At 67.2% G+C, this 21,040-nt stretch carries 16 protein-coding genes and 1 tRNA gene; 8 read left to right on the forward strand and 9 right to left on the reverse strand.

The features are described from left to right. Window positions 1-45: 45 nt before the first annotated feature. On the reverse strand, window positions 46-1,101 hold the full coding sequence (locus tag ASC79_RS15540) for a sulfate ABC transporter substrate-binding protein (RefSeq protein WP_056022571.1): 1,056 nt from the start codon (window positions 1,099-1,101) through the stop codon (window positions 46-48). Window positions 1,102-1,177: 76 nt separating this feature from the next. Continuing rightward, window positions 1,178-2,692: an OprO/OprP family phosphate-selective porin gene (locus ASC79_RS15545; RefSeq protein ID WP_056022568.1), complete on the reverse strand. Its 1,515-nt coding sequence runs from the start codon at window positions 2,690-2,692 to the stop codon at window positions 1,178-1,180. A 210-nt stretch (window positions 2,693-2,902) separates the two neighbouring features. On the opposite strand from ASC79_RS15545, the gene ASC79_RS15550 reads away from it, so the two are divergent. Beyond that, complete coding sequence (locus ASC79_RS15550; protein WP_056023661.1) at window positions 2,903-4,306, forward strand: ATP-binding protein; 1,404 nt, start codon at window positions 2,903-2,905, stop codon at window positions 4,304-4,306. A gap of 4 nt (window positions 4,307-4,310) precedes the next feature. Here the strand turns inward: ASC79_RS15550 and ASC79_RS15555 are convergent, their stop codons facing one another. Next, a complete protein-coding gene (locus ASC79_RS15555; RefSeq protein ID WP_056022565.1) occupies window positions 4,311-4,691 on the reverse strand; it encodes a nuclear transport factor 2 family protein in 381 nt (126 codons plus the stop codon). Between the two features lie 123 nt (window positions 4,692-4,814). After that, window positions 4,815-7,247: a TonB-dependent receptor gene (locus tag ASC79_RS15560; RefSeq protein WP_056022562.1), complete on the reverse strand. Its 2,433-nt coding sequence runs from the start codon at window positions 7,245-7,247 to the stop codon at window positions 4,815-4,817. Window positions 7,248-7,489: 242 nt separating this feature from the next. Between ASC79_RS15560 and pstC the strand changes: the two genes are divergently transcribed. From pstC to phoB, 5 genes are read left to right on the forward strand one after another with little or no spacing between them, the layout of a single operon-like run. Then, the gene (gene pstC, locus ASC79_RS15565) at window positions 7,490-8,932 is read left to right on the forward strand and encodes a phosphate ABC transporter permease subunit PstC (protein WP_056022560.1); all 1,443 of its coding nucleotides are present in this window, start codon (window positions 7,490-7,492) and stop codon (window positions 8,930-8,932) included. Further along, a complete protein-coding gene (gene pstA, locus ASC79_RS15570) occupies window positions 8,925-10,217 on the forward strand; it encodes a phosphate ABC transporter permease PstA (RefSeq protein WP_056022554.1) in 1,293 nt (430 codons plus the stop codon). The genes pstC and pstA overlap by 8 nt, the downstream gene beginning before the upstream one ends. Before the next feature lie 52 nt (window positions 10,218-10,269). Next, the gene (gene pstB, locus ASC79_RS15575) at window positions 10,270-11,094 is read left to right on the forward strand and encodes a phosphate ABC transporter ATP-binding protein PstB (RefSeq protein WP_156378422.1); all 825 of its coding nucleotides are present in this window, start codon (window positions 10,270-10,272) and stop codon (window positions 11,092-11,094) included. A 10-nt stretch (window positions 11,095-11,104) separates the two neighbouring features. Continuing rightward, window positions 11,105-11,800 (forward strand): phosphate signaling complex protein PhoU, encoded by a 696-nt coding sequence (gene phoU / locus ASC79_RS15580; RefSeq protein ID WP_056022542.1) that lies wholly within the window; start codon window positions 11,105-11,107, stop codon window positions 11,798-11,800. 29 nt (window positions 11,801-11,829) lie between these two features. Then, window positions 11,830-12,522: a phosphate regulon transcriptional regulator PhoB gene (gene phoB, locus ASC79_RS15585; RefSeq protein ID WP_056022538.1), complete on the forward strand. Its 693-nt coding sequence runs from the start codon at window positions 11,830-11,832 to the stop codon at window positions 12,520-12,522. A 54-nt stretch (window positions 12,523-12,576) separates the two neighbouring features. Here the strand turns inward: phoB and ASC79_RS15590 are convergent, their stop codons facing one another. Together ASC79_RS15590 and ASC79_RS15595 are read right to left on the reverse strand one after the other, a co-directional pair. Further along, window positions 12,577-13,167 (reverse strand): HD domain-containing protein, encoded by a 591-nt coding sequence (locus ASC79_RS15590; protein WP_056023658.1) that lies wholly within the window; start codon window positions 13,165-13,167, stop codon window positions 12,577-12,579. A gap of 116 nt (window positions 13,168-13,283) precedes the next feature. After that, complete coding sequence (locus ASC79_RS15595; protein WP_056022536.1) at window positions 13,284-13,808, reverse strand: FxDxF family PEP-CTERM protein; 525 nt, start codon at window positions 13,806-13,808, stop codon at window positions 13,284-13,286. A gap of 326 nt (window positions 13,809-14,134) precedes the next feature. On the opposite strand from ASC79_RS15595, the gene ASC79_RS15600 reads away from it, so the two are divergent. Beyond that, window positions 14,135-14,209, forward strand: a tRNA-Gly gene (locus ASC79_RS15600). A gap of 69 nt (window positions 14,210-14,278) precedes the next feature. Here the strand turns inward: ASC79_RS15600 and ASC79_RS21370 are convergent. The 3 genes from ASC79_RS21370 to ASC79_RS15615 all read right to left on the reverse strand — a co-directional run bounded on the left by ASC79_RS21370 (window position 14,279) and on the right by ASC79_RS15615 (window position 16,329). Next, window positions 14,279-14,752 carry an aldo/keto reductase gene (locus tag ASC79_RS21370; protein ID WP_200937211.1) on the reverse strand — a complete coding sequence of 158 codons (474 nt, stop codon included), beginning with the start codon at window positions 14,750-14,752 and terminating at the stop codon, window positions 14,279-14,281. A gap of 129 nt (window positions 14,753-14,881) precedes the next feature. After that, a complete protein-coding gene (locus tag ASC79_RS15610; RefSeq protein ID WP_056022533.1) occupies window positions 14,882-15,472 on the reverse strand; it encodes a flavodoxin in 591 nt (196 codons plus the stop codon). A 143-nt stretch (window positions 15,473-15,615) separates the two neighbouring features. Beyond that, window positions 15,616-16,329 (reverse strand): 4'-phosphopantetheinyl transferase superfamily protein, encoded by a 714-nt coding sequence (locus ASC79_RS15615; protein ID WP_162244298.1) that lies wholly within the window; start codon window positions 16,327-16,329, stop codon window positions 15,616-15,618. Window positions 16,330-16,618: 289 nt separating this feature from the next. Between ASC79_RS15615 and ASC79_RS15620 the strand changes: the two genes are divergently transcribed. Continuing rightward, on the forward strand, window positions 16,619-21,040 hold the full coding sequence (locus ASC79_RS15620) for a MupA/Atu3671 family FMN-dependent luciferase-like monooxygenase (RefSeq protein ID WP_056022529.1): 4,422 nt from the start codon (window positions 16,619-16,621) through the stop codon (window positions 21,038-21,040).

A 21,040-nucleotide genomic window follows, 5' to 3' on the forward strand; every position in this document is an offset into this window, starting at 1 on the left:
GCCTGAGGCCCCGCGCCCTCTTCGCGGCGATCCCTGTGGGACGGATCAGCGGGGTTTGTAAATCTTGTCGAAGACGCCACCGTCGCCAAAGTGCAGGGCCTGGGCCTTCTTCCAGCCGCCGAAGGTGTCGTCGATGGTTACCAGCGGGATCTTCGGGAACTTCTTGGCCCACTTGGCCGCCGCCGCCGGGTCGCGCGGGCGGTAGTGGTTCTTGCCGATCAGATCCTGGGCCAGCGGGCTGTAGAGGAAGTTCAGATAGCCCTCGGCGATGGTGCGGGTCTTCTTGCGGTCGACGACCTTGTCGACCAGCGCCACCGGCGGTTCGGCCAGGATCGAGACTGACGGGTAGACGATGTCCACCTTGCCAGGGCCGAGTTCCTCAATGGCCAGGTAGGCTTCATTTTCCCATGACAGCAGCACGTCGCCGATGCCGCGCTGGACGAAGGTGGTGGTCGAGCCGCGCGCCCCGGTGTCGAGCACCGGTACATGCTTGAAGAGCTCGCCAACGAAGGCCTCGGCCTTGGCGGCGTTGCCGCCCGGCTGGCGCAGCGCCCAGGCCCAGGCCGCCAGATAGTTCCAGCGGGCCCCGCCCGAGGTCTTCGGGTTCGGCGTGATCACGTCGATGCCGGGTTTGATCAGGTCGCCCCAGTCCTTGATCTTCCAGGGGTTCCCCTTGCGGACCAGGAACACGATGGTCGAGGTGTAGGGCGTCGAGTTGTTGGGCAGGCGCGATTGCCAGTTCGCCGGCAGCAGCTTGGCCTTGGCGGCGATCTCGTCGATGTCGCTGGCCAGCGCCAGGGTGACGACGTCGGCCTGCAGGCCGTCGATCACCGAGCGGGCCTGCTTGCCTGAACCGCCGTGGCTCTGCTGGATCACCAGGTCCTGGCCGACCTTGTCCTTCCAGTACTTGGCGTAGGCGGCGTTGATGTCCTTGTAGAGCTCGCGGGTCGGGTCGTAGCTGACGTTCAGCAAGGTGACGGCCTTGCCCTGGGCGGCGGCGGGGCCGGCCATCAGGGCCGGCGCAGCAACGGCCGCTGCGCCGGCGGCGGTTCCCGCGGCGAGTACGCCGCGGCGGGACGGATCTTGTCGATTCTGGCTCATGGATCGAGGTCCTTGTTCTTCGGTCTCGTCGGCGGGCGGACGCGGCCGGCCGTAGCCGCGCCACCCGCCAGTGGGGTTAGAACGCGTACTGAGTGCGCAGCGAGTAGATGTTGAAGTCCTGGCCGACCTGGGCGCCGGCCGGCGGAGTCGCCGTTCCGGTCCCGAATGCCGTGCCGCCGGGGGACAGACGGTCCACCGAGACGTCCTGGAAGGCCGCCTGGAACCGCAAAACGCTGTTGACGTACCAGTTCAGGCCCAGGGTGAAGATCTCCTGTTCGCCGCCGCGGATCGCCGAGGCGACCGGAGCCGTGCCCGGCGCGCCCGCGAGATAGTTCAGGTCCAGTTTCGAGTAACGCAGCCCGAGCTCCCAGGCTCCCCAGGTACCCTCCTTCAGGTCGAAGGCCTTGGCCGGGCGCGGGGCGTCGAAGGTGCCGGCGGTATATCGGCGCGGCTCGCCGGTGATCGTCCAGCCGGCCTGGGCGTACCAGCCCGAGAAGTCCGGATCCGACAACGGGCCCTTACGGTCGACCTTGATGTCGAAATACTCGGTCTGGAGGTAGAGGTTCTTCCACTGGGCTCCGAACTCGCCCCCGATGGTGGTCAGTCCGTCGGCGTCGATGTTGCCGGTGTCGATCAGGCGGGCGCCGTCGACGCGGATTTCCGGGCGGTCGCGCAGGCGGATGTTGGTGGTCGCGGGCGCGCCGGCCACATCCGGTCCGCCAGCGGCGGGGTTGAACACGATCGAGGTGTTGACCCCGACGTGGATCAGGCTGTCGTCGCGCCGGAACGGCACATAGCTCAGGCGGCCGACAAAGGCGGTCTGCTCATCGAAGCTCGATGTACCGATGATGTTGCCGGTGATCGCCGCCGTGCCGGTCCAGTTGTCGCCGCCAGCCAGTAGGGCGACCCCGGTGCGGCCGTCGCCCGCGGCGATGCCGCGAACCACTTCCGCTGGCGACGCGCGCTCGACGAACAGCGAGCCGTTGGTGGAGACCGCTTCTTCAAGGCCCGACGGCGGCGAGAAGGCTCCGATCCGAAGCTTCAGACCCGCGACGGGGAAGCCGTACTGCACCCAGGCGGCGCTGATCTTGCCGGCTTCTTCAGTACCGGAGCCGCCGAAGTCGTAGAGGAAGTTGTAGTCGAAGGCGCCGAAGGCCTTGCCCTCGATGCCGATGCGCGCGCGGCGGAAGTTGGCGCCGTCCGACAGGTCGCGGGCGTGATCGTTCTCGCTGGCGTCGCCGTACGAGCCGCGGCGGAAGTCGGAGCCGAGCGGGCCAGCGGCCGCCTGGTCGTAATGGGCGGCGTCAAGTTGGAACACGCCGCGGAACGAGGCGGTGAAGTTCCCGTCGGCGGAGGCGATGGTCGGACGGCCGTTGGCCAGCGACACCTTCGTGGCGGTCGCTTCCTTACGGACGTCGGCGATGTTGTTGGCGGTCGACTGCTTGAGGTCGGCGATCTGCGACTGCAGCAGCTCCAGTTGTTCCTCGAGCGCCTTGATGCGCGTGTCGGTCGCCTCGTCGGCGGCGGCCAGGCCCGGCCAAGCGAAGGCGATCGCCGCCGCCCCGGTGATGAGTTTGGTTTTCCACGTCATGTGGTTGTTGCCCCTCGTTTTGTTGGAGTTCGTTCAAACTCGACCGCATATAGACGCGATAATTCCTATCGGAAAAATCGAGTTTGACTTCAAGCGGTCGTAGATTTCCTGACAGCGCGCATCGGCCGCAGCCTCGCGCTTGGGTCGCTGTCATCCCGGTGACATAAGGGTCGGGCTTCGTATGTCGTTGTGTTGCAGGATCGATTCGCCTTGGCGCTTTCGCCGTCGTCTTCGCGGTTAAGTCCGCCGGCCTGGCTCGGCCCGGTCGGTCCTGTCCTGACGGCCGGGGCCGCTGGTGTCGTGGCCATCCTCGGATTCGCCCTGCTGGTCGGCGCCAGTGCGCAGGCGGTGTCATGGATGCTGTTGGTGGTTTGCGGCGTCACCGGCTTGGCCGCCTGGCACGTGGCCGAGCGCGTCGGGCTGGCGGTTCCGGCCGCCAACGCCTTCGACAGGCCCGCGCACGAGGACGCCCCGCCGTATGCGAGCCTCATCGACGCATTGCCGGACCCAGTTCTGGTGATCGCCGCCCATGAGCCAGATGACCTCACAGGGCGGCGTTTCGTGCTGGTTAACGCCGCCGCCCGGGAAACTCTGCGGATACAATATGACGCAGGGATGCTGGTGACAGTCATCCGCGACCCCGACGTGCTCGAAGCGGTCGATGAGGCGCTGTTCGGTCAGACCGAGGCCCAGGCTGTGTATGAGATGGGCGGCGCCCAGGAACGCGTCATGCGGGCCATCGCCAAGCCCGTTGGACAGGCGCCCGACGGCGCGCCGCTGGCTCTGCTGGTGCTGCGCGACGAAACCGACATCCGCCGGGCTGAACGCACGCGGGCCGACTTCCTGGCCAACGCCAGCCATGAGCTGCGCACGCCGCTGGCCTCGTTGTCAGGTTTCATCGAGACCCTGCGCGGTCACGCCAAGGACGATCCCGGCGCGCGCGAGAAGTTCCTCTCGATCATGCAGGCCCAGGCCGAGCGGATGTCGCGGCTCATCGACGATCTGCTCTCGCTCAGCCGCATCGAACTGAACGAGCACATCGCCCCGCATGGCGAGGTCGACCTGATCATGGCGATCATGGACGTGATGGATTCGCTGGGACCGCTGGCCCGCGACCGCGGCGTCCGGCTTGAGCCGATCGACCTGCCAGCGCGCGGGCAGGTCCTGGTGGCCGGTGACCGCGACCAGATCATTCAGGTCATCCAGAACCTGGTCGACAACGCGATCAAGTACACGCCGTCCGGCCAGGCCGTTCGGGTCTCGCTGCGCAACCGAGTGTCGGCCGCCGCCGCCGCCGCAGTCGGCGATGCGCGCGCTTCGCGCTTCTCGCTGCTGACGCCGGATCGCGCCTCCGACCTCTATGCGGCGCTGCGCGTCTCTGACGCCGGGGTCGGCCTGGCCCGTGAGCACCTGCCGCGCCTGACCGAGCGCTTCTACCGCGTCGAGGGCCAGAAGAGCGGCGAACGCTCTGGCACCGGGCTTGGCCTCGCCATCGTCAAGCACATCGTCAACCGCCACCGCGGCGGCTTGGCGGTCGAGAGCGTCCAGGGCGAGGGCGCGACCTTCACGGCCTACTTCCCGCTGGCCAAGGCCGAGGAAGCCCCGGCCGCCTGACGGCTCAGATGCCGTTCAGCGCGGCGGCCTCGGCGGAGTCGATGTACTCGTCCAGGCGCGTGATGACGCCGTCCTTCATCCGGATCACGCAGCAGGCCGACATCTTGAATGGGCGGCCGTCGGGGAGGGTGGCCTCCAGCACGTGCTGCTGCAGGAACCCGTCGGACAGCGCCTCGCGACGCACGATCCGGTACTGGCGGTCGGGCAGTTTGCGCATGAACCAGTTCAGCACCTTGATGTTCTGGTCGACCGTCTGCTCAAGGCCGTCGTTGTTGTGCCAGATCTTCGCATCGGGCGCGTAGCAGGCGCGCACCGCCTCGACGTCGCCGCCTTCGATGGCCGAGACGAACCGTTCGGCGAACGCCAGGACTTCATTGGATTGCATGCGTGTCTCTCCCTTGCCGCGGAGGTTAGGTCTTAATATGCAAGCAATCAATCGACGGCGCGGCCCGCGTACAAAAATCCCCGGGCGCGGGCCCGGGGATCAGTTGGCGGGGAAAAGTCGGTTCTAGAACTTGAAGGTCAGCGAGGCGCCGTAGGTGCGCGTCTGGCCCGGGAAGCGGACCACGACATTGGCGTTGCTGCTCACCGCGCTCCAATAATACTCGTCGGTCAGGTTGCGGCCCCAGACCGACAGCTCCCAACGGTCGTCCAGGGCGTGCAGGCCAAGACTGGCGTTCAGCACGCCGTAGTCCTCGATCACGAACCGCGGATCGCCTTCCAGGTCGGCGTGCGACTTGGATTGATAGCGCCCGGCGATCGCCGCCTGGATGCCCAGGTTCTGCGTCAGGTCGCGGCTGTAGAGCGCCGTCAGGCCGCCCTGGAATTTGGGGCTGTAGAGGAAGGGCTTGCCGTCGAAGTCGGTCGGCTGGCCGGCGGCGTTGATGCCGACATAGTTCTTCACTTCGGTGTGCAGGAAGGTGGCCGACCCGATCAGGGTCAGCCCCGCCGTGGCGCGCCAGGTCACCTCGCCGTCGACGCCGTAGGCCTCGGACTCCGGCACGTTCGCGAGCCGCGCCAGGGCCGTATAGATCGGGTCGGCGAAGTAGACGCTGAGCTGCTTGTTCTCGTAGTCGTAATAGAAGGCGCTGACATTGGCCTGGACGCGGCGCTCGAACAGCGAGGCCTTCAGCCCCACCTCATAGGCGGTCAGCAGTTCCTGCGTCGCCGGTGCGTTCTGGGTGGAGATGTTGGCGGCATTGATCGGCGTGGCGCCGGCCTTGGCCCCGCGCGAGATCGAGCCGAACACCAGCACGCCCTCGGCCGGCGTCCAGTCCAGGGCGAGGCGCCAGGCGACGTTGTCCTCGTCCAGGGTGGAGGTCACCAGGCCGAAGCTGCGGGTCGCCGGGTCGAAGGTGTTGCACTGACCCTGGGTGATCGGCGCCACCATCCCGTAGGCGCCGAAGAACAGCGCCCGGTTCACGACGTTGACGTTGGGCAGCATGCTGCCGTTCACGTCGCGCGAGCAGCCCTGGTAGTCCTGCTTGTCCTGGGTGTAGCGGATGCCCGCCGTCACCTTGAACGCCTCGCTCAACCGGTATTCGCCGTTGGCGAACAGGCTCCAGGTGTCGGTCTCGATACGGCCGATGTCCTCATAGGTCCGGAACGACTGGTTCAGCTGCAGCGGCGTGTAGCCGCCCGAGTTGAACGGCGTCGCCAGCAGCGGCTGGCCGACTGTGCGGATCAGCGTGACGTTGGCGTTCTGGCCCAGCAGCGTGCGGTTGGAGTCGAGGATGCGGTCCCGGGCGATGTAGCCGCCGAGCAGCCAGAAGGTGTTCTCGCTGGAGCCCTCCAGGTGGATTTCCTGGCCGATCGACTCGATGTCGCCCTTGGCGTGCTGGATCAGGATCTCGTAGGGCGCGCCGCTCCAGTCGAACTTCGCGTCGCGAGTGAGCTTGTTGTAGTTGGTCAGCGAGACCAGCTGCATGTCGCCGCCCAGGTTCCAGGCGATCTTCACCTTGCCGGCGTAGAAGTCGTTGTTCTCGCGCAGCGGGCCGCCGATGCCAGCGCCGACGCCGATGTCTGCCGAGCGCACGGCCAGCGGCGCCCAGTCGGCCTGATCGGCGCTGGTCGGCGCGTTGGCGGCGATGTAGGCGGCCAGACCCGGCGCGTTGAACGGGCTGCCGGTAGTGGCGGGAGTGAAGCCGATCCCCTGGGCGGCCACGGTGTCGGACTTGTTGCGCCAGGCCGTCAGCGAGGCGTCGATCGACACCGTATCCGACGGCTGGATGGCCAGCGAGGCGCGCCCGCCGTAGCGATGGACCTCGCCCTGCCGCTCGCCGCGGCTGTTGCTGATCTGCCAGCCCTCGTCGCTGTCCTCCGTGCGGAAGGCGAGGCGGCCCTGGATGCGATCGGCGATCGGCCCGCTGACATGGCCCTCGAAGTTGTGGGTCTTGTAGTTGCCGATCTCGCCGGTGATCGCCGCCTGGAAGTCCTCGGTCGGCTTGCGGGTGACGAAGTTGATCAAGCCGGCGGTGGTGTTGCGGCCATACAGCGTGCCCTGCGGCCCCTTCAGCACCTCGACCCGGTCCAGGTCGTAGATCGGCCCGGTGTTCATCATCGGATAGGCGTAGGCGACCTCGTCGGTATAGGTGCCCACCGTCGAGGTGGCCGACATGTTGATCGTGTTGAAGCCGATGCCGCGCAGCGTGTAGGTCGGCACCCCCTGATAGCTCTGCGAGACGCTGAAGCTCGGCGCGAAGGTGCTCAAGTCCTTGACGTTGGTGACGTGGAGCTTCTCCAGCGTCTCGCCCGTCACCGCCTGGATCCCCATGCCGACGGAGTTCGCGGTCTCCTCGCGGCGCTGGGCGGTGACGACCACGGCCTCGATCTCGGTGGCGCCCTGTCCTGGGCTCTGGGCCGCGACGGGCGCGGCTGCGAACAGCGCGGTCGTGCTGACGCCCAGCGCCAACAGTCCGCGCAGGCTGAATTGTCCTGGCATTGTGTCTTCCTCCTCCGGCGCCGCGCCTCTGTCGTGCGCGTGCGGCCTATCCTGGGAAGAGGGTGCGGAGTTCCCGTCGCCGCGCCTAGCTGACGGATGTGATAGGGCGGCGTCCGACATCGTAATGAAACTGTCATCGAACTGTCGCAGGCGGACAGCATAAGGCGGGCACTTTCCAGCCCGGGCGGGCAGGGGGCGAAATCAGCCTCCATGTCCGGCTCGCGCAACGGCATGGACCTTCGATGCTCACCTGGATCGCCCTGACGGCGCTGCTGCTGTTCTCGCTGGCCACCTTCATGGCCGGCCGCCGCCGCGCGGTGGCCACGACGGCTGGCAAGCCTGCGCTTCTTCATTCTCTGCCCGGCTATTACGGCAGCTACGCCGCCCTCTGGGTCGGCGTGCCGGCCGCCCTGTTCATCCTGCTGTTCGCGATGTTCGGCGGTCGGCTTGAGGCGGGCCTGCTGCGCGTCGATCCGCCGGCCGCGGTTCAGCAACTGACCGCGCCCCAGCAGGACGTCTTCTTTGACGACGCCCGCGCCATCGCCCGCGGCGGCATGCCCAGCGAAACCGTCTACGACGGGGCGTTGAAGACCGCCCTGGACGAAAAGGCCGCCCAGTCCAACCAGATCAGCAACCTGATCCAGTATGGCTCGATCGGCCTCGGCGCGATCCTGGCCCTGGCCGGCGCCTTTATCGCCTATCCGCGCATCTCGCCGCAGTTCCGGGCCCGCAACAAGGTGGAGGGCTGGATCGCCGGTCTCTTCATCGTCTGCTCGGTGACCGCCATCCTGACCACGGCGGGGATCATCGCCTCGCTGGTCTGGGAAAGCTGGCGCTTCTTCCAGGCGGTGCCGATCCATGAGTTCCTGTTGGGAACCGAGTGGAACCCGCAGATCGCCATGCGCGCCGACCAGTTCGCCGGCGCGGGCGCCTTCGGGGCCGTGCCGCTGTTCGTCGGCACCTTCCTGATCATGCTGATCGCCATGCTGGTGGCCGCCCCGATCGGCCTCTTCTCGGCGATCTATCTCTCGGAGTACGCCAGCTCCTGGACCCGCTCGGTGGTCAAGCCGCTGCTCGAGATCCTCGCCGGCGTCCCGACCGTGGTCTACGGCTTCTTCGCCGCCCTGACGGTGGGGCCGCTGTTCCGCTCGTTCTTCAACTGGATCGGCGCCCAGCTCGCCGGCGGCAGCTTCGACGGCCTCGCCCAGTACCTGATGCAGGTGCAGAACCAGATGGCCTTGGTCGCCGGCGCGGTGATGGGGATCATGCTGATCCCCTTCGTCTCCTCGCTCAGCGACGACATCATCAACGCCGTGCCGCAGTCGCTGCGCGACGGCAGCCTGGCCATGGGCGCCACCCGCTCCGAGACGGTCAAGAAGGTCGTCCTGCCGGCGGCTCTGCCCGGGATCATGGCCGCCCTGCTGCTGGCGGTCTCCCGCGCGGTCGGCGAGACCATGATCGTGACCATGGCCGCCGGCCTCCAGGCCCGCATGACCCTCAATCCGCTGGACACCGTCACCACCGTGACCGTCCAGATCGTTACGCTCCTCACCGGCGACCAGGAGTTCGACAGCCCCAAGACGCTGTCGGCTTTCGGCCTGGGCCTCACCCTCTTCGCGGTGACCCTGATGCTGAACATCATCGCCCTGCGCATCGTCCAGAAGTACCGGGAACAGTATGACTGACGCCGCCCTCCCGACCCCCGCGACCAACCTGCGCCAGACTGTCGAGGCGCGGCTGAAGAAGCGTCATGCCCAGGAGATGCGCTTCCGGCTTTATGGCCGCATGGCCATCATCGTGGCGCTGGCCTTCCTGGCGGTCCTGCTCGGCCGGATCGTGACCCAGGGGTACTCGACCTTCATCGACTACCAGATCGCCGTGCCGGTTCACCTGGACGCCAGCAAGATCGACAAGGCCGATCCGACGGGCGCCAACTACGACCTGATGGTCGCCAACTCCGTGCTCGCCAAGCTGGGCGAGACCGACGACGAGTTCGGGAACAAGTCGGGCAAGGTCATGGAGATCATGTCCAACGACCTCGGCTTCCAGCTGCTGAAGATGGTGCGTGAGGACCCGAGCTTGATCGGCAAGACGATCACCGTCAGCGGTCCGGTCAAGTCCGACGCCGCGCTCTACTTCAAAGGCCAGATCCAGCGCGCCACGCCTGAGGACGAGCGCAAGCTCGACAACCAGCAGCTCGACTGGATGGACAAGCTGAAGGCCTCGGGCGCGGTCACCTCGGGCTTCAACACCGGCTTCCTGACCCGCTCGGACTCGACCGAGCCGGAGCAGGCCGGCGTGCTCGGCGCCATCGTCGGCTCGATGATGATGCTGCTGGTCACCGCCACTCTGGCGATCCCGATCGGGGTGCTGGCGGCGACCTATCTCGAAGAGTTCGCGCCGAAGAACCGCTGGACCGACCTGATCGAGGTCAACATCAACAACCTCGCCGCCGTGCCCTCCATCGTCTACGGCCTGCTCGGCCTGGCGGTGTTCATCAACTGGATGGCCGTGCCGCGCTCCTCGCCGCTGGTCGGCGGCCTGGTGCTGGCGCTGATGTCGCTGCCCACGGTGATCATCGCCACCCGCTCGGCGCTGAAGGCGGTCCCGCCCTCGATCCGCGAGGCCGCGCTCGGGGTCGGCGCCTCGCGCACCCAGACGGTGTTCCACCATGTCCTGCCGCTGGCCATGCCCGGCGTGATGACCGGCGCGATCCTGTCGCTGGCCCACGCCCTGGGCGAGACCGCGCCGCTGCTGATGATCGGCATGGTCTCGTTCGTGCCGGGCGTGCCGGAAGGCTTCACCGGCGCTGCGACCGTCCTGCCTGTTCAGGTGTTCATCTGGGAGAACGCGTCCGAGCGCGGCTTCCATGAGCGCACCGCCGCCGCCATCATCGTGCTGCTGGTCTTCATGATCATCATGAACCTGGCGGCCATCCTTGTTCGACGCCGCTTCGAGCGGCGGTGGTGAGGCGATGAGCTTGATCCCGAGGTTTCCCATGCCCAGCCAGCGAGATGACGCCATGGCTCACGACACCACCGCCCCCGTCCACATCGCGGTCGACCGCCAGCACGCGGCCTTGCCCGCGGCGCCGGTGAAGATCCGCGCCCGCGACGTCAACGTCTTCTACGGCGAGAAGCAGGCGCTCTTCGACGTCTCCCTCGACGTTCCGGAGAACTCCGTCACCGCCCTGATCGGCCCCTCGGGCTGCGGCAAGTCGACCTTCCTGCGCTCGATCAACCGGATGAACGACACCATTCCGGGCTGCAAGGTCACCGGCCGCATCGAGCTGGACGGCGAGGACGTCAACGACCGCTCCATCGATCCGGTGGTGCTGCGCGCCCGCGTCGGCATGGTCTTCCAAAAGCCGAACCCGTTCCCGAAGACGATCTTCGAGAACGTCGCCTACGGCCCGCGCATCCACGGCATCGCGTCGGGAAAGACCGAGCTGGAAGGCATCGTCGAATCCTCGCTCAAGCGCGCCGGCCTCTGGGCTGAGGTCGCAGATCGCCTGCATCAGCCCGGCACCGGCCTCTCCGGCGGCCAGCAGCAGCGCCTGGTGATCGCCCGCGCCATCGCCGTCTCGCCGGAAGTCATCCTGATGGACGAGCCCTGCTCGGCCCTCGACCCGATCGCCACCGCGCGTATCGAGGAACTGATCGACGAGCTGCGCAACCAGTACTGCATCGTCATCGTCACCCACTCGATGGCCCAGGCCGCGCGGGTGTCGCAGAAGACCGCCTTCTTCCACCTGGGCAAGCTGGTGGAGGCCGGTCCCACCGGCGAGATCTTCACCAACCCGCGCGACAGCCGCACCCAGGACTACATCACCGGCCGGTTCGGCTAGGGGCAGGGACATGAACGAGCACATCGTCAAATCCTACGAAGACGAGCTGAACACCCTCACCGCCGACTGCGCGCGGATGGGCGGGCTTACCGAGGCCCAGGTCGGCGACGCGCTGGACGCGGTCGTCAAGCGCGACCAGGCCCTGGCCGAGGCCGTGGTCGGCCGCGACGAGCGGCTGGACGTCCTGGAAGCCGACATCGAGCGCAAGGCGATCCGCCTGATCGCCCTGCGTCAGCCGATGGCCAACGACCTGCGCAAGACGGTGGCGGCGATGAAGATCGCCTCCAATCTCGAACGCTGCGGCGACCTGGCCAAGAACATCGCCAAGCGCACGCTGATCCTCAACGAGGCCGAGCCGATCAGCCCGCTTACCCGCTCCATCGAGCGGATGGGCCGTCTGGTGGCCGGCCGCCTGAAGGACGTTCTGGACGCCTACACCGGTTCGGACCTTGACCGCGCCCTGGCCGTCTGGTCGCGCGACGACGAGGTGGACGAGCACTACAACAGCCTGTTCCGCGAGCTGCTGACCTACATGATGGGCGATCCGCGCACGATCACCGCCTGCGCCCATCTGCTGTTCGTCGCCAAGAACCTCGAGCGTATCGGCGATCACGCCACCAACATCGCCGAGATCATCCACTACGAAATCACCGGCGAAGAGATGATCTCCGCCGAACGACCGAAGACTGATGCGCTGCGCGCCTGACGCGCGCTCGCCTCAAGGAGTCCGCTGAATTGACGCCCTTTATTCTGGTGGTCGAGGACGAAGACGCCCTCTCGACCCTGCTGCAGTACAACCTCGACAAGGAAGGCTACGACGTGGTCGTGGCCGCCGACGGCGAGGAGGCCCTGACCCTGGTGTCCGAGCGCCTGCCGGACATCATCATCCTCGACTGGATGCTGCCGAAAATCTCCGGCATCGAGGTCTGCCGCCGACTGCGCCAGCGCTCTGAGAGCCGCAACGTTCCGATCATCATGCTCACCGCCCGCGGCGAGGAGAGCGACCGGATCCGCGGCCTGGACACCGGCGCCGACGACTACATCGTCAAGCCGTTCGCCATGAGCGAGCTGTCGGCCCGCATCCGCGCGGTGCTGCGCCGGATCCGTCCGGGCCTGGCCGAGGACCGCGTGCACATCGGCGACCTGACGATCGACCGCGTCGCCCACCGGGTGAAGCGCGCCGGCAAGGAGATCCACCTCGGCCCGACCGAGTTCCGCCTGCTGGACTATCTGATGCAGCATCCGGGCCGCGTGTTCAGCCGCGAGCAGCTGCTGGACGCCGTCTGGGGCTCGGACGTCTATGTCGAGGCCCGCACCGTCGACGTCCATGTCGGCCGCCTGCGCAAGGCTCTGAACCGCGAAGAGGCCATGGCCGACCCGATCCGCACCGTGCGTTCGGCCGGCTACTCGCTGGACATGGACGCCTAGCCCATCCCGGAAGCCGCGCAGCGGCTGTCCGGGACCAACTGCCTGTAGAGGCTCCTACGCCTCTTCGCGCCGATAGATGGAGCGCTTCGGCGCGGCCAGCACCCGGCGCAACATCGGCTCGAACGCTTCCAGCGGCATCGACTCGTAGGCCGGATCGAAGCTGTTCTGGTCGTAGAGATGGCAGAACTGCGCGGTGTATTCGAAGTCCGGGTGCCCGCGGAACTGCTCGCGCATGTCGCGGTCCAGACCCAGGTGGTGGAAGAAGTAGTAGCCCTGGAAGATGCCGTGCTTGTCGAGCATCCAGTGGTTCCGCTCCGACACGTAGGGCTTCATGATCACCGCGCCGATCTCGGCGTGGTTGGCCGGGCCCAGGATGTCGCCGATGTCGTGCATCAGCGCGCAGACCACGTATTCCTCGTCGCGGCCGTCCTTGAACGCCCGCGTCGCCGTCTGCAGCGAGTGCTCGAGCCGGTCGACCGGGTAGCCGCCGTCGTCGCCCTTCAGCATGTTGAGATGGCCGATCAGCCGATCCGGGAGTTCGCGGTTGAACGGACCCGCCGCCTTTACGATGGCCATCCAGTCTTCCTGGGTGCCGTCGGTCATGGCCGTGAACTTGGCCTGGGTCTGAATTTCGCCGTCGGCCATGGCGGCCTCCCTCATATCTTGTTTCCGCCATCGTGCGGCGAAGGCGAGGGGGCGTCAAAACAAAAGGACCCGCCGGCGCGGGCCGGCGGGTCCGAATGTCGTACCGTCGTGGTCGCTTAGGCGGTGGCCAGGGCGCCCTTGCGGCGGTTGGCGCGGATCGCCACGCCGGCGCCCGTAAAGCCGATGATCATCATCGCCCAGGTCGCCGGTTCCGGAACCGCCGAGCCGAAGGTCAGGGTGCCGCTGTACGAGCCGTTGCCGCCGCTCCAGCCGGCGACTTCCAGCTTCTGCGCGCCGGCCAGGATCGGCAGGTTGAACAGCGAGCGGAACTCGATATTGCCGCTCGAGACCAGGTCGAGGTCGACGCCGTTCAGCTTCACCGAGGTGAAGTTGATGTTGGTCGACGGGGCGCCCAGGGTCAGGATCGAGCTGATGGTGGCGCCGCCGGCGCCGTTGGTCGGGAACACGAAGTCGAACACGTGCGAGAACGCGCCGCCGGCGACGGCGGTGTCGCCGAACATGCCGGTGATCGAACCGTCGGCGGCCGGGGCGGTCAGGTTGATGTATTGCGCGGCGTTGGCGGCCGGCGCGGCGGCCAACATCGAGACGGCGAGCGCGGCCCCGACAAACAGCTTCTTCATAGGGTACTCCAAGCTTACTGGGCGCCGGCCCGGAACACTACCGAGCATTGTGAAAATCCAATCGACGCTATTGGAGCGCGCACATAAGCCGCTGCGACCATTTGGCGCAACGTCGTTAGCGCGCGTTCACCATGAAAAATTGTAAAAACTTAACCATAGCGAGTGTTACGCGCGCTTGAGATGCGCCTTGTCCGCGGGATTTCGCCGTGTTCGCACCCCAGGGTGGAATGTCGCGTTGCCTATCGCAGCGGCTTGAGCGGCGCGCCTGGAGCAGATAGATGGTGAGCCTTGGTCAGCCCCGCCGCATCGGCGCCGGCAAGACCTGCGCGGGCGTAGCTCAGGGGTAGAGCGTCAGCTTCCCAAGCTGAATGTCGTGGGTTCGAATCCCATCGCCCGCTCCAATTCGATCTCTCGAATTCGGCGACGGTTCTGGATCCGGCTCACGGGTGCGGCCGAACGCGCTTGCGCCGTCAGCGCTGCGGCGGCGCTTCGCGGCCCGAGTGAACGAGGACCGCGTCCGGCAGTCGCTGTCCCCGGACCTCCATCGCCCGTACCGCTGAATTGAGATCCGCCAGTTCGGCCGGTGTGAACTGTATCGCCGCGGCGCCGGTGTTCTGCGCCATGTGCGCCATGACCGTCGTACCGGGCTTGTTCAGCGAGCGCTCGAACGCGGCCTTGGCGCCCTCGTAGCTGGCGTCCTGCACCCACAGCTTGGTGGTGATGAACAGTTGGTTGCGGTCAAGGCCATGGCTCTTGATGGCCGCGCCTACGGCTTCCTCGTTGCCATAGGACGCGGCGGTGTCGAGAAGCCGATAACCGACGTCGATTGCGGCCCGAACGCTTCGTTCGCATTCGGCGGGATCGGGCACCTGGAAGACGCCGAAACCCAGGATGGGCATCTCGACGCCATTGTTCAGCGTCACGGTCGGAGTGGTGGTGGCCATGGTTGTCTTTCCTAGCTCGGGTCAGCGATGGACAAAGCGCTGATGCGACGTGACGTATCGGTCAGTCTGAGCGTTCGGCGGCCGGACCAGCCGAGCCATCGCGCGTCGTTGTCTTTTGCAGGAGAGCGGTCATCGGGTTTGCGCTGCGCCGAGCCAGGACCTGACCTGGTTGAGCGTACGGCGCTCCTGATCGGCCTCCATGGAGAAGGGCGGTTCGATTTTGGCGCTCGGCGCCAGGTCCTTCAGGACCACGAGGCTTGAGCCCAGGCCGTAGCCGCCATGGGTGATGAAGGGGCGGACCGTCTTTCCCGCCAGATCATGAGCCCGCAGGAAGGCGCGGATCACCGGCGGCGCGGTTTCGCCCCAGATCGGAAAGCCGAGAAAGACCGTGTCGTAGGCTGCAATCTCTGGAACGGTCGAGGCGAGCGCGGGTTCACGGCCGCCGTCGCGTTCGCGGCGAGCCTGTTCGACAGTGGCCTCATAGTCCTCGGGATAGGGCTGGGCCGCGCGGATCTCGAACAGGTCCGCGCCCAGCATCCGCTGGATCGTCCCGGCGATCACCCGGGTGTTTCCTGATCGGGTGAAGTAGGCGACCAGGGTGTTCGAGGCGCCACGTTGCGTCTCCGCTCCGTCGGCGCAGGCCGTCGTTCCGGCCGCCAGCGACAGCATCGCGGGCGCGGCCAGCATGATCCGGCGGGACAGGTCGTTCTTGGCGTTCATCGCGTCGTCCGCTTTTTCGCGTCGAAAGTGCGTTGGCTCTCGACGATGAAGATAGGACGGGCGGCGATGCGCGATTAGCCGCTACAATCGGCATTCCCTAATAAGGTGGCCTAATGAATGTCGTGCGCAGCAGGCGAGGCGTTCTAGGCGAGGGACTTTGTGTCGATCGCTGCGTCTTCCTGGCCTGACGACGACCATGGCGGCGTCCAGCGCCTGAACGCAAGGGGCCCCATAGACAGGGGTTGATCGCGCCGCGCTACGGCGCAGCTCACGGTGCCCATGCGAATATCGAGTACATGAAAGACATGCCGGTCGCCGTCATCGACGGTCGAAACTTCCCGCCATCGGTCGAAGTCGACCGCATGGAAGCCGACTGTAAGGCGTGAAGGATCGTGGGCCGTCCCCTTGCCGAGAGACTTTAGAACCGCTTCCTTCCTGACCCAAAGCCGCAGGAAGTCTGCCTCCGAAAGATCGCGTTCGCCGCTTTCCTCGAGTTCGTCGGGCGACAGGACGCCGGCCATCTCCTCGCGGGTCAACACAAGCGATCCGGTCTCCAGATCCACTCCGATTTCATGATCGTGATCGACGGCGATCACCGCAAGATCGTCCGAATGCGTCAGGCTGAAATACGGCCCGTCAGGAATGCTGGGTTTGTCCCACGCGTTCTTGACGAACGACACGTCAGCGGCCGGGCAGGCTAGGTGGTTGGACAGGACGTCTCGAAGCGCGAGGTGCGCCGTCAGATAACGCCGCCGCAGATGGTCGAAGCCGAAGGACTGCGCCCTGGCGAGTTCATCGGGCGATAGACACTCTGCAAGCCCTGTTGGGACCGGCCTGGAAAGATCGACTTGGATCAAGTCCAGAGTGTTTTGGCTCCCCCACCCCGGTCGGCTGACCACATCAGCTCCTGCGTACATCGCTTCGTTTAGACGTGGTTCGGCGGCCGGGAGTCTTCACGCTTTTCTGCTCGTCCCAGGCCTGCCAGCGTACCTTATCGGGTATAAAAAACATTGTTATGTTTGGCCGGCAATGGCGTTGTCGCCTGTGCATTCACGCATGCCCATCTACTCGATGTGCAATTAGATAGACTTAATACCTCGCAGGATAACTTTGTCGGCTGAATGGCCGATTTCCGGGCGGTTCCAAATGTCGATACAAAGCGCCTACTTCGTTGGGGACGGCACACTTCTGATCCGCTGCGCGGAGGCCTTCGTGCAGGCCGGTGGGCAGGTGGCGGGCGTTGTCACGGCCGATCCCCAGATCGCCGCCTGGGCGCAGGAGCAGGACCTTGCCGTGCTCGGCGTTCCCGAACGGCCGGCGCTGGAGCAAGGCGGAGCCGACTATCTCTTCAGCGTGGCCAACCTCGCCGTCCTGAGTCCAGAGACGCTTGCCGCCGCGCGGCTGATGGCCATCAATTTCCACGACGGCCCGCTGCCTGCGCGCAGCGGCCTCAACGCGCCGGCCTGGGCGATCCTCGAAGGCGCCGATGAGCACGCTGTCACGTGGCATGAGATGGTCGAGGCGGTCGATGCGGGCCGGGTCCTGAAATCCCGCCGCTTTGCGATCGCTCCGAACGAAACCGCCTTCAGCCTCAATCTGCGCTGCTACGAGGCCGGCGAGGAGACTTTCCGCGAACTGCTGGCCGACCTGTCCGCAGGGCGGCTGGACGCCAAGCCGTTGAGCGGCGAGCGCGGCTGGTATCCGCGCGCCAAACGTCCCGCTGATTTCGGCGTTCTGGACCTGACGCGGCCCGCGGCGGAGCTTTGCCGCACCGTGCGCGCGCTGGACTTCGGAACGCGGCGCAATCCTATGGCGCTGCCTAAGCTGCTGCTCGGCGACCGGCTTCTGGCCGTGCGCGAGTTGGAGCGCCGGGTCGAGGGACGAAGCGCGCCAGGTCAGGTTCTCGCTCTCGACGAAGGCTCGATCACACTGATGGCCGGCGATGGCGCGGTTGTGCTGACCGGCCTCACCGGCATGGACGGCGCGCCCGTCGATCCCACCGAGCTTGGCGTCACGGTGGATGCGGTGCTGCCGCCACTTGTCCCGGTCGATGCTGCGACCCTGCGCAGCGTGGGCGCTTCCGAGCCGTTCTGGGAGCGCGCGCTCGAAAACGCCAACGCCCTTCTGCCGCCCTATCCGCGCGACCATGGCGCGGCGGCCGCTCAGGTCGTGCTCGACGTCGGCGAGCTTTCGCCCGACGCCCTCGGCGCGGCGTGGGCCGCCTGGCTCGCCGCCCTGACCGGCCAGTCGCGGGTCACGCTGGCGACGGCGGCGGAACCGGCATCTGCAGCCCTGGCGCGCTGGTTCCCGGTCACGGCGGACATCGATCCTCTCGGCGCCGCGCAGGCCGCGTCCGACGCCTACGCTGACGCCGTGCGACGGGCGCGGCCGCAAGCGCCGATGGCGGCCGATCTGCCCTTGCGGGTTGCCGGGCGCGCCGCCCTTGGCACGCTCGTCGCCGGGCGGCCGAGCGTCGCGGAAGCCGAGATCACGCTCTGCCCCGCCCCCGCCGCCATCAGCATCCGCGCGGGCCTCTACGCGCCCGAGGTGCTGAGCGCGATCGCCACCGACTTCAGCGTCTTCTGCAACGCATTTCTGGGCACGCCCGATGCGGTGCTGTCCACGCTGCCGCTGGGCGCCGACGCCGCGTCCGTCAGTGAGGACGGGCCGACCGAGAACCCGGACACCATCCCGGTGCTGATCGCGAGGATGGCGCAGGACATTCCCGACGCCGTCGCCATCGAGGATGGCGGCCGCAAGCTCACCTACGGCGAGCTCGAGGAGAAGGCGGCGCGTCTCGCCGGCGCCCTGGCCGCCCGCGGCGCCGGGCCGGGCTCGGTGGTCGGCCTCTACCTCGAGCGCAGCGCCGATCTGGTGGTCTCGATGCTGGCCATTCTCAAGACCGGCGCGGCCTATCTGCCGCTCGACCCGTCCTACCCGCCCGATCGCATCGCCTTCATGCTCGAAGACTCCGAGGCCGCGCTCGTGGTGGCTGATACGGACGTCGCTCCGCCGGCCTTCCTCGACCCGGCGCGCGTGGTCTCGCACAAGGCCGGGCATGACTTCGCCGGCCTCCAGGGCGCGCCGGCCGACATGGCTTATCTGATCTACACGTCCGGCTCGACCGGTCGGCCCAAGGGCGTGATGATCGAGCACCGCAACGTCACGAATTTCATTGCGGGCATGGACCGCGCAGCGCCGCTGGAACGCGGGGCGCGGCTCCTTGCCGTCACCTCGATGTCGTTCGACATCTCGGTGCTGGAGCTGCTGTGGACGCTGACGCGCGGCGCGACCATCGTGCTGCAGGCCTCGGGCGGCAAGGCCGACATGCCCGCCTTCTCGCTGTTCTATTTCGCCGCGCAGTCGGGCGCCGCGGGCGCCGACGCCTACCGCATCCTGTTCGAAGGCGCGCGCTTCGCCGATGAAAACGGCTTCGAGGCGATCTGGACGCCAGAGCGCCACTTCCACGATTTCGGCGGGCTCTATCCCAGCCCCGCGATCAGCGCCGCCGCCCTGGCGGGCATGACCAAGAACGTCAAGCTGCGCGCCGGCTCGGTGGTCGCGCCGCTGCATCACCCGGTGTCCATCGCCGAAAGCTGGGCGCTGGTCGACAACCTGTCCGGCGGGCGCGCGGGCATCGCCATCGCCTCCGGCTGGCAGCCGAACGATTTCGTCCTGCGTCCCGAAAACTTCGCCGATCGCAAGGCGATCGCGCTGGGCACGGTCGCGACGCTCCGCCGGCTATGGGCGGGGGAGGGGGTCGAGTTTCCCGGCCCCGACGGCAAGCCGGTGGCCGTGAACATCCATCCGCGGCCGGTGCAGAAGGAAATACCCGTCTGGATCACCGCGGCGGGAAACGTCGACACCTTCGCCGAGGCCGGACGCCTGGGATGCGGCGTGCTCACCCACCTGCTCGGCCAGTCGCTTGAGGAACTGCGGGACAAGATCGCCGCCTATCGTCAGGCGCGCGCGGAGGCGGGCTTCGAAGGCGCCGGCCACGTGGTGCTGATGCTGCACACGTTCGTTTCCGAGGATGAGGAGACCGTGCTGCGGACCGCGCGCCAGCCGATGAAGTCCTATCTGAACAGCGCGGTCGACCTCGTGCGCCAGGCTTCGTGGACCTTCCCGACCTTCGTCTCGCGGGCCGACGCCACCGGCCGCAGTCCGCAGCAGGTCTTCGAGACCGAGGACCTGAAGCCGGAAGAGCTGGATGCGCTGCTGGATCACGCGTTCGAGCGCTACTATCGCCGCGCAGGGCTGTTCGGAACGCCGGAAACGGCGAAGGAAATCGTTCGCGACGTGACGGCGGCGGGCGTCGACGAGATCGCCTGCCTGATCGACTTCGGCATCGAGTCCGAGACCGTTCTGGCGAACCTCAAGCATATCCGCACGCTGATGACCGAACTCGAACGGGAAGGCGGCGTCGGCCACAAGAGTTCGGTGGCCGAGGACATCGTGCAGAACGGCGTCACCTATCTGCAGTGCACGCCGTCGATGGCCGCCTATCTCCCCGCCGATGCGGCGGGCAAACGCGCCCTCCAGCAGCTCGACTGCCTGATGGTCGGCGGCGAGGCGCTGCCGCCCGATCTCGCCCGCGACCTGCGCGCCGGTCTCCAGGGCCGGCTGCTCAACATGTACGGGCCGACCGAGACGACGATCTGGTCGTCGGTCGCCGCGCTCGATGCGGTGGGCGAGCGCGTTCCGCTCGGCCAGCCGATCGCCAATACGGACCTGAGCGTGCGCGCGCCGGGCGGGCAGGTCGCGCCCCGTATGGTCGAAGGCGAGTTGTGGATTTCGGGTGCGGGCGTCGCGCGGGGCTATTGGCGGCGGCCCGAGCTCACGGCGGATCGCTTTGTCGAGCAGGACGGCCGGCGCTGGTATCGCACCGGCGACCTCGTGCGGATGCAGCCCGATGGCGCGCTGGAGTTCCTGGGTCGGATCGACAACCAGGTGAAGATCCGCGGTCACCGCATCGAGCTCGGCGAGATCGAGGCCGTGATCGCGCAGGCCGATTCGGTTCGGCAGGTGGCGGTCAAGATGGTGGAGTTCGGCGCGAACGACGCGCGACTGGTCGCCTACGTCACCGCCGGCGCATCCCGGCCGAGCGAGCGCGACCTGGCCGCGCGCCTGGCGGAAAAGCTGCCGGAGTTCATGCGGCCCTCGCAGATCGTCTTCCTTGACCGGATGCCGACGACGCCGAACGGCAAGATCGATCGACAGGGCTTGCCGCTTCCCAAGGCCGTCGCCGAGCGTGGCGAGATGGTCGCGGCGACGGGCGACACCGAAGCCGCCGTGGCGGCGATCTGGAAGGACGCCCTTGGCCTTGAGGAGATCTCCGTCACCGAAAACGTCTTCGATCTCGGCGCGCACTCGCTGCTGGTCGTGCAGATGCAACGGCGCATGAAGGAGCATTTCGCGCGCGACATCGCCATTACCGACATCTTCCGGTTCCCGACGGTTCGCGCCATCGCCGCGCATCTGTCGAGCGATGCGGGCCCGGCCAACGCCGCCGCTGACCGAGGCGCGGCGCGCGCCGCCGCGCGGCTGGCCAGAATGGGCCGCAGGTAG

The organism is Phenylobacterium sp. Root1290, assembly GCF_001425305.1.
Classification (GTDB): domain Bacteria; phylum Pseudomonadota; class Alphaproteobacteria; order Caulobacterales; family Caulobacteraceae; genus Phenylobacterium.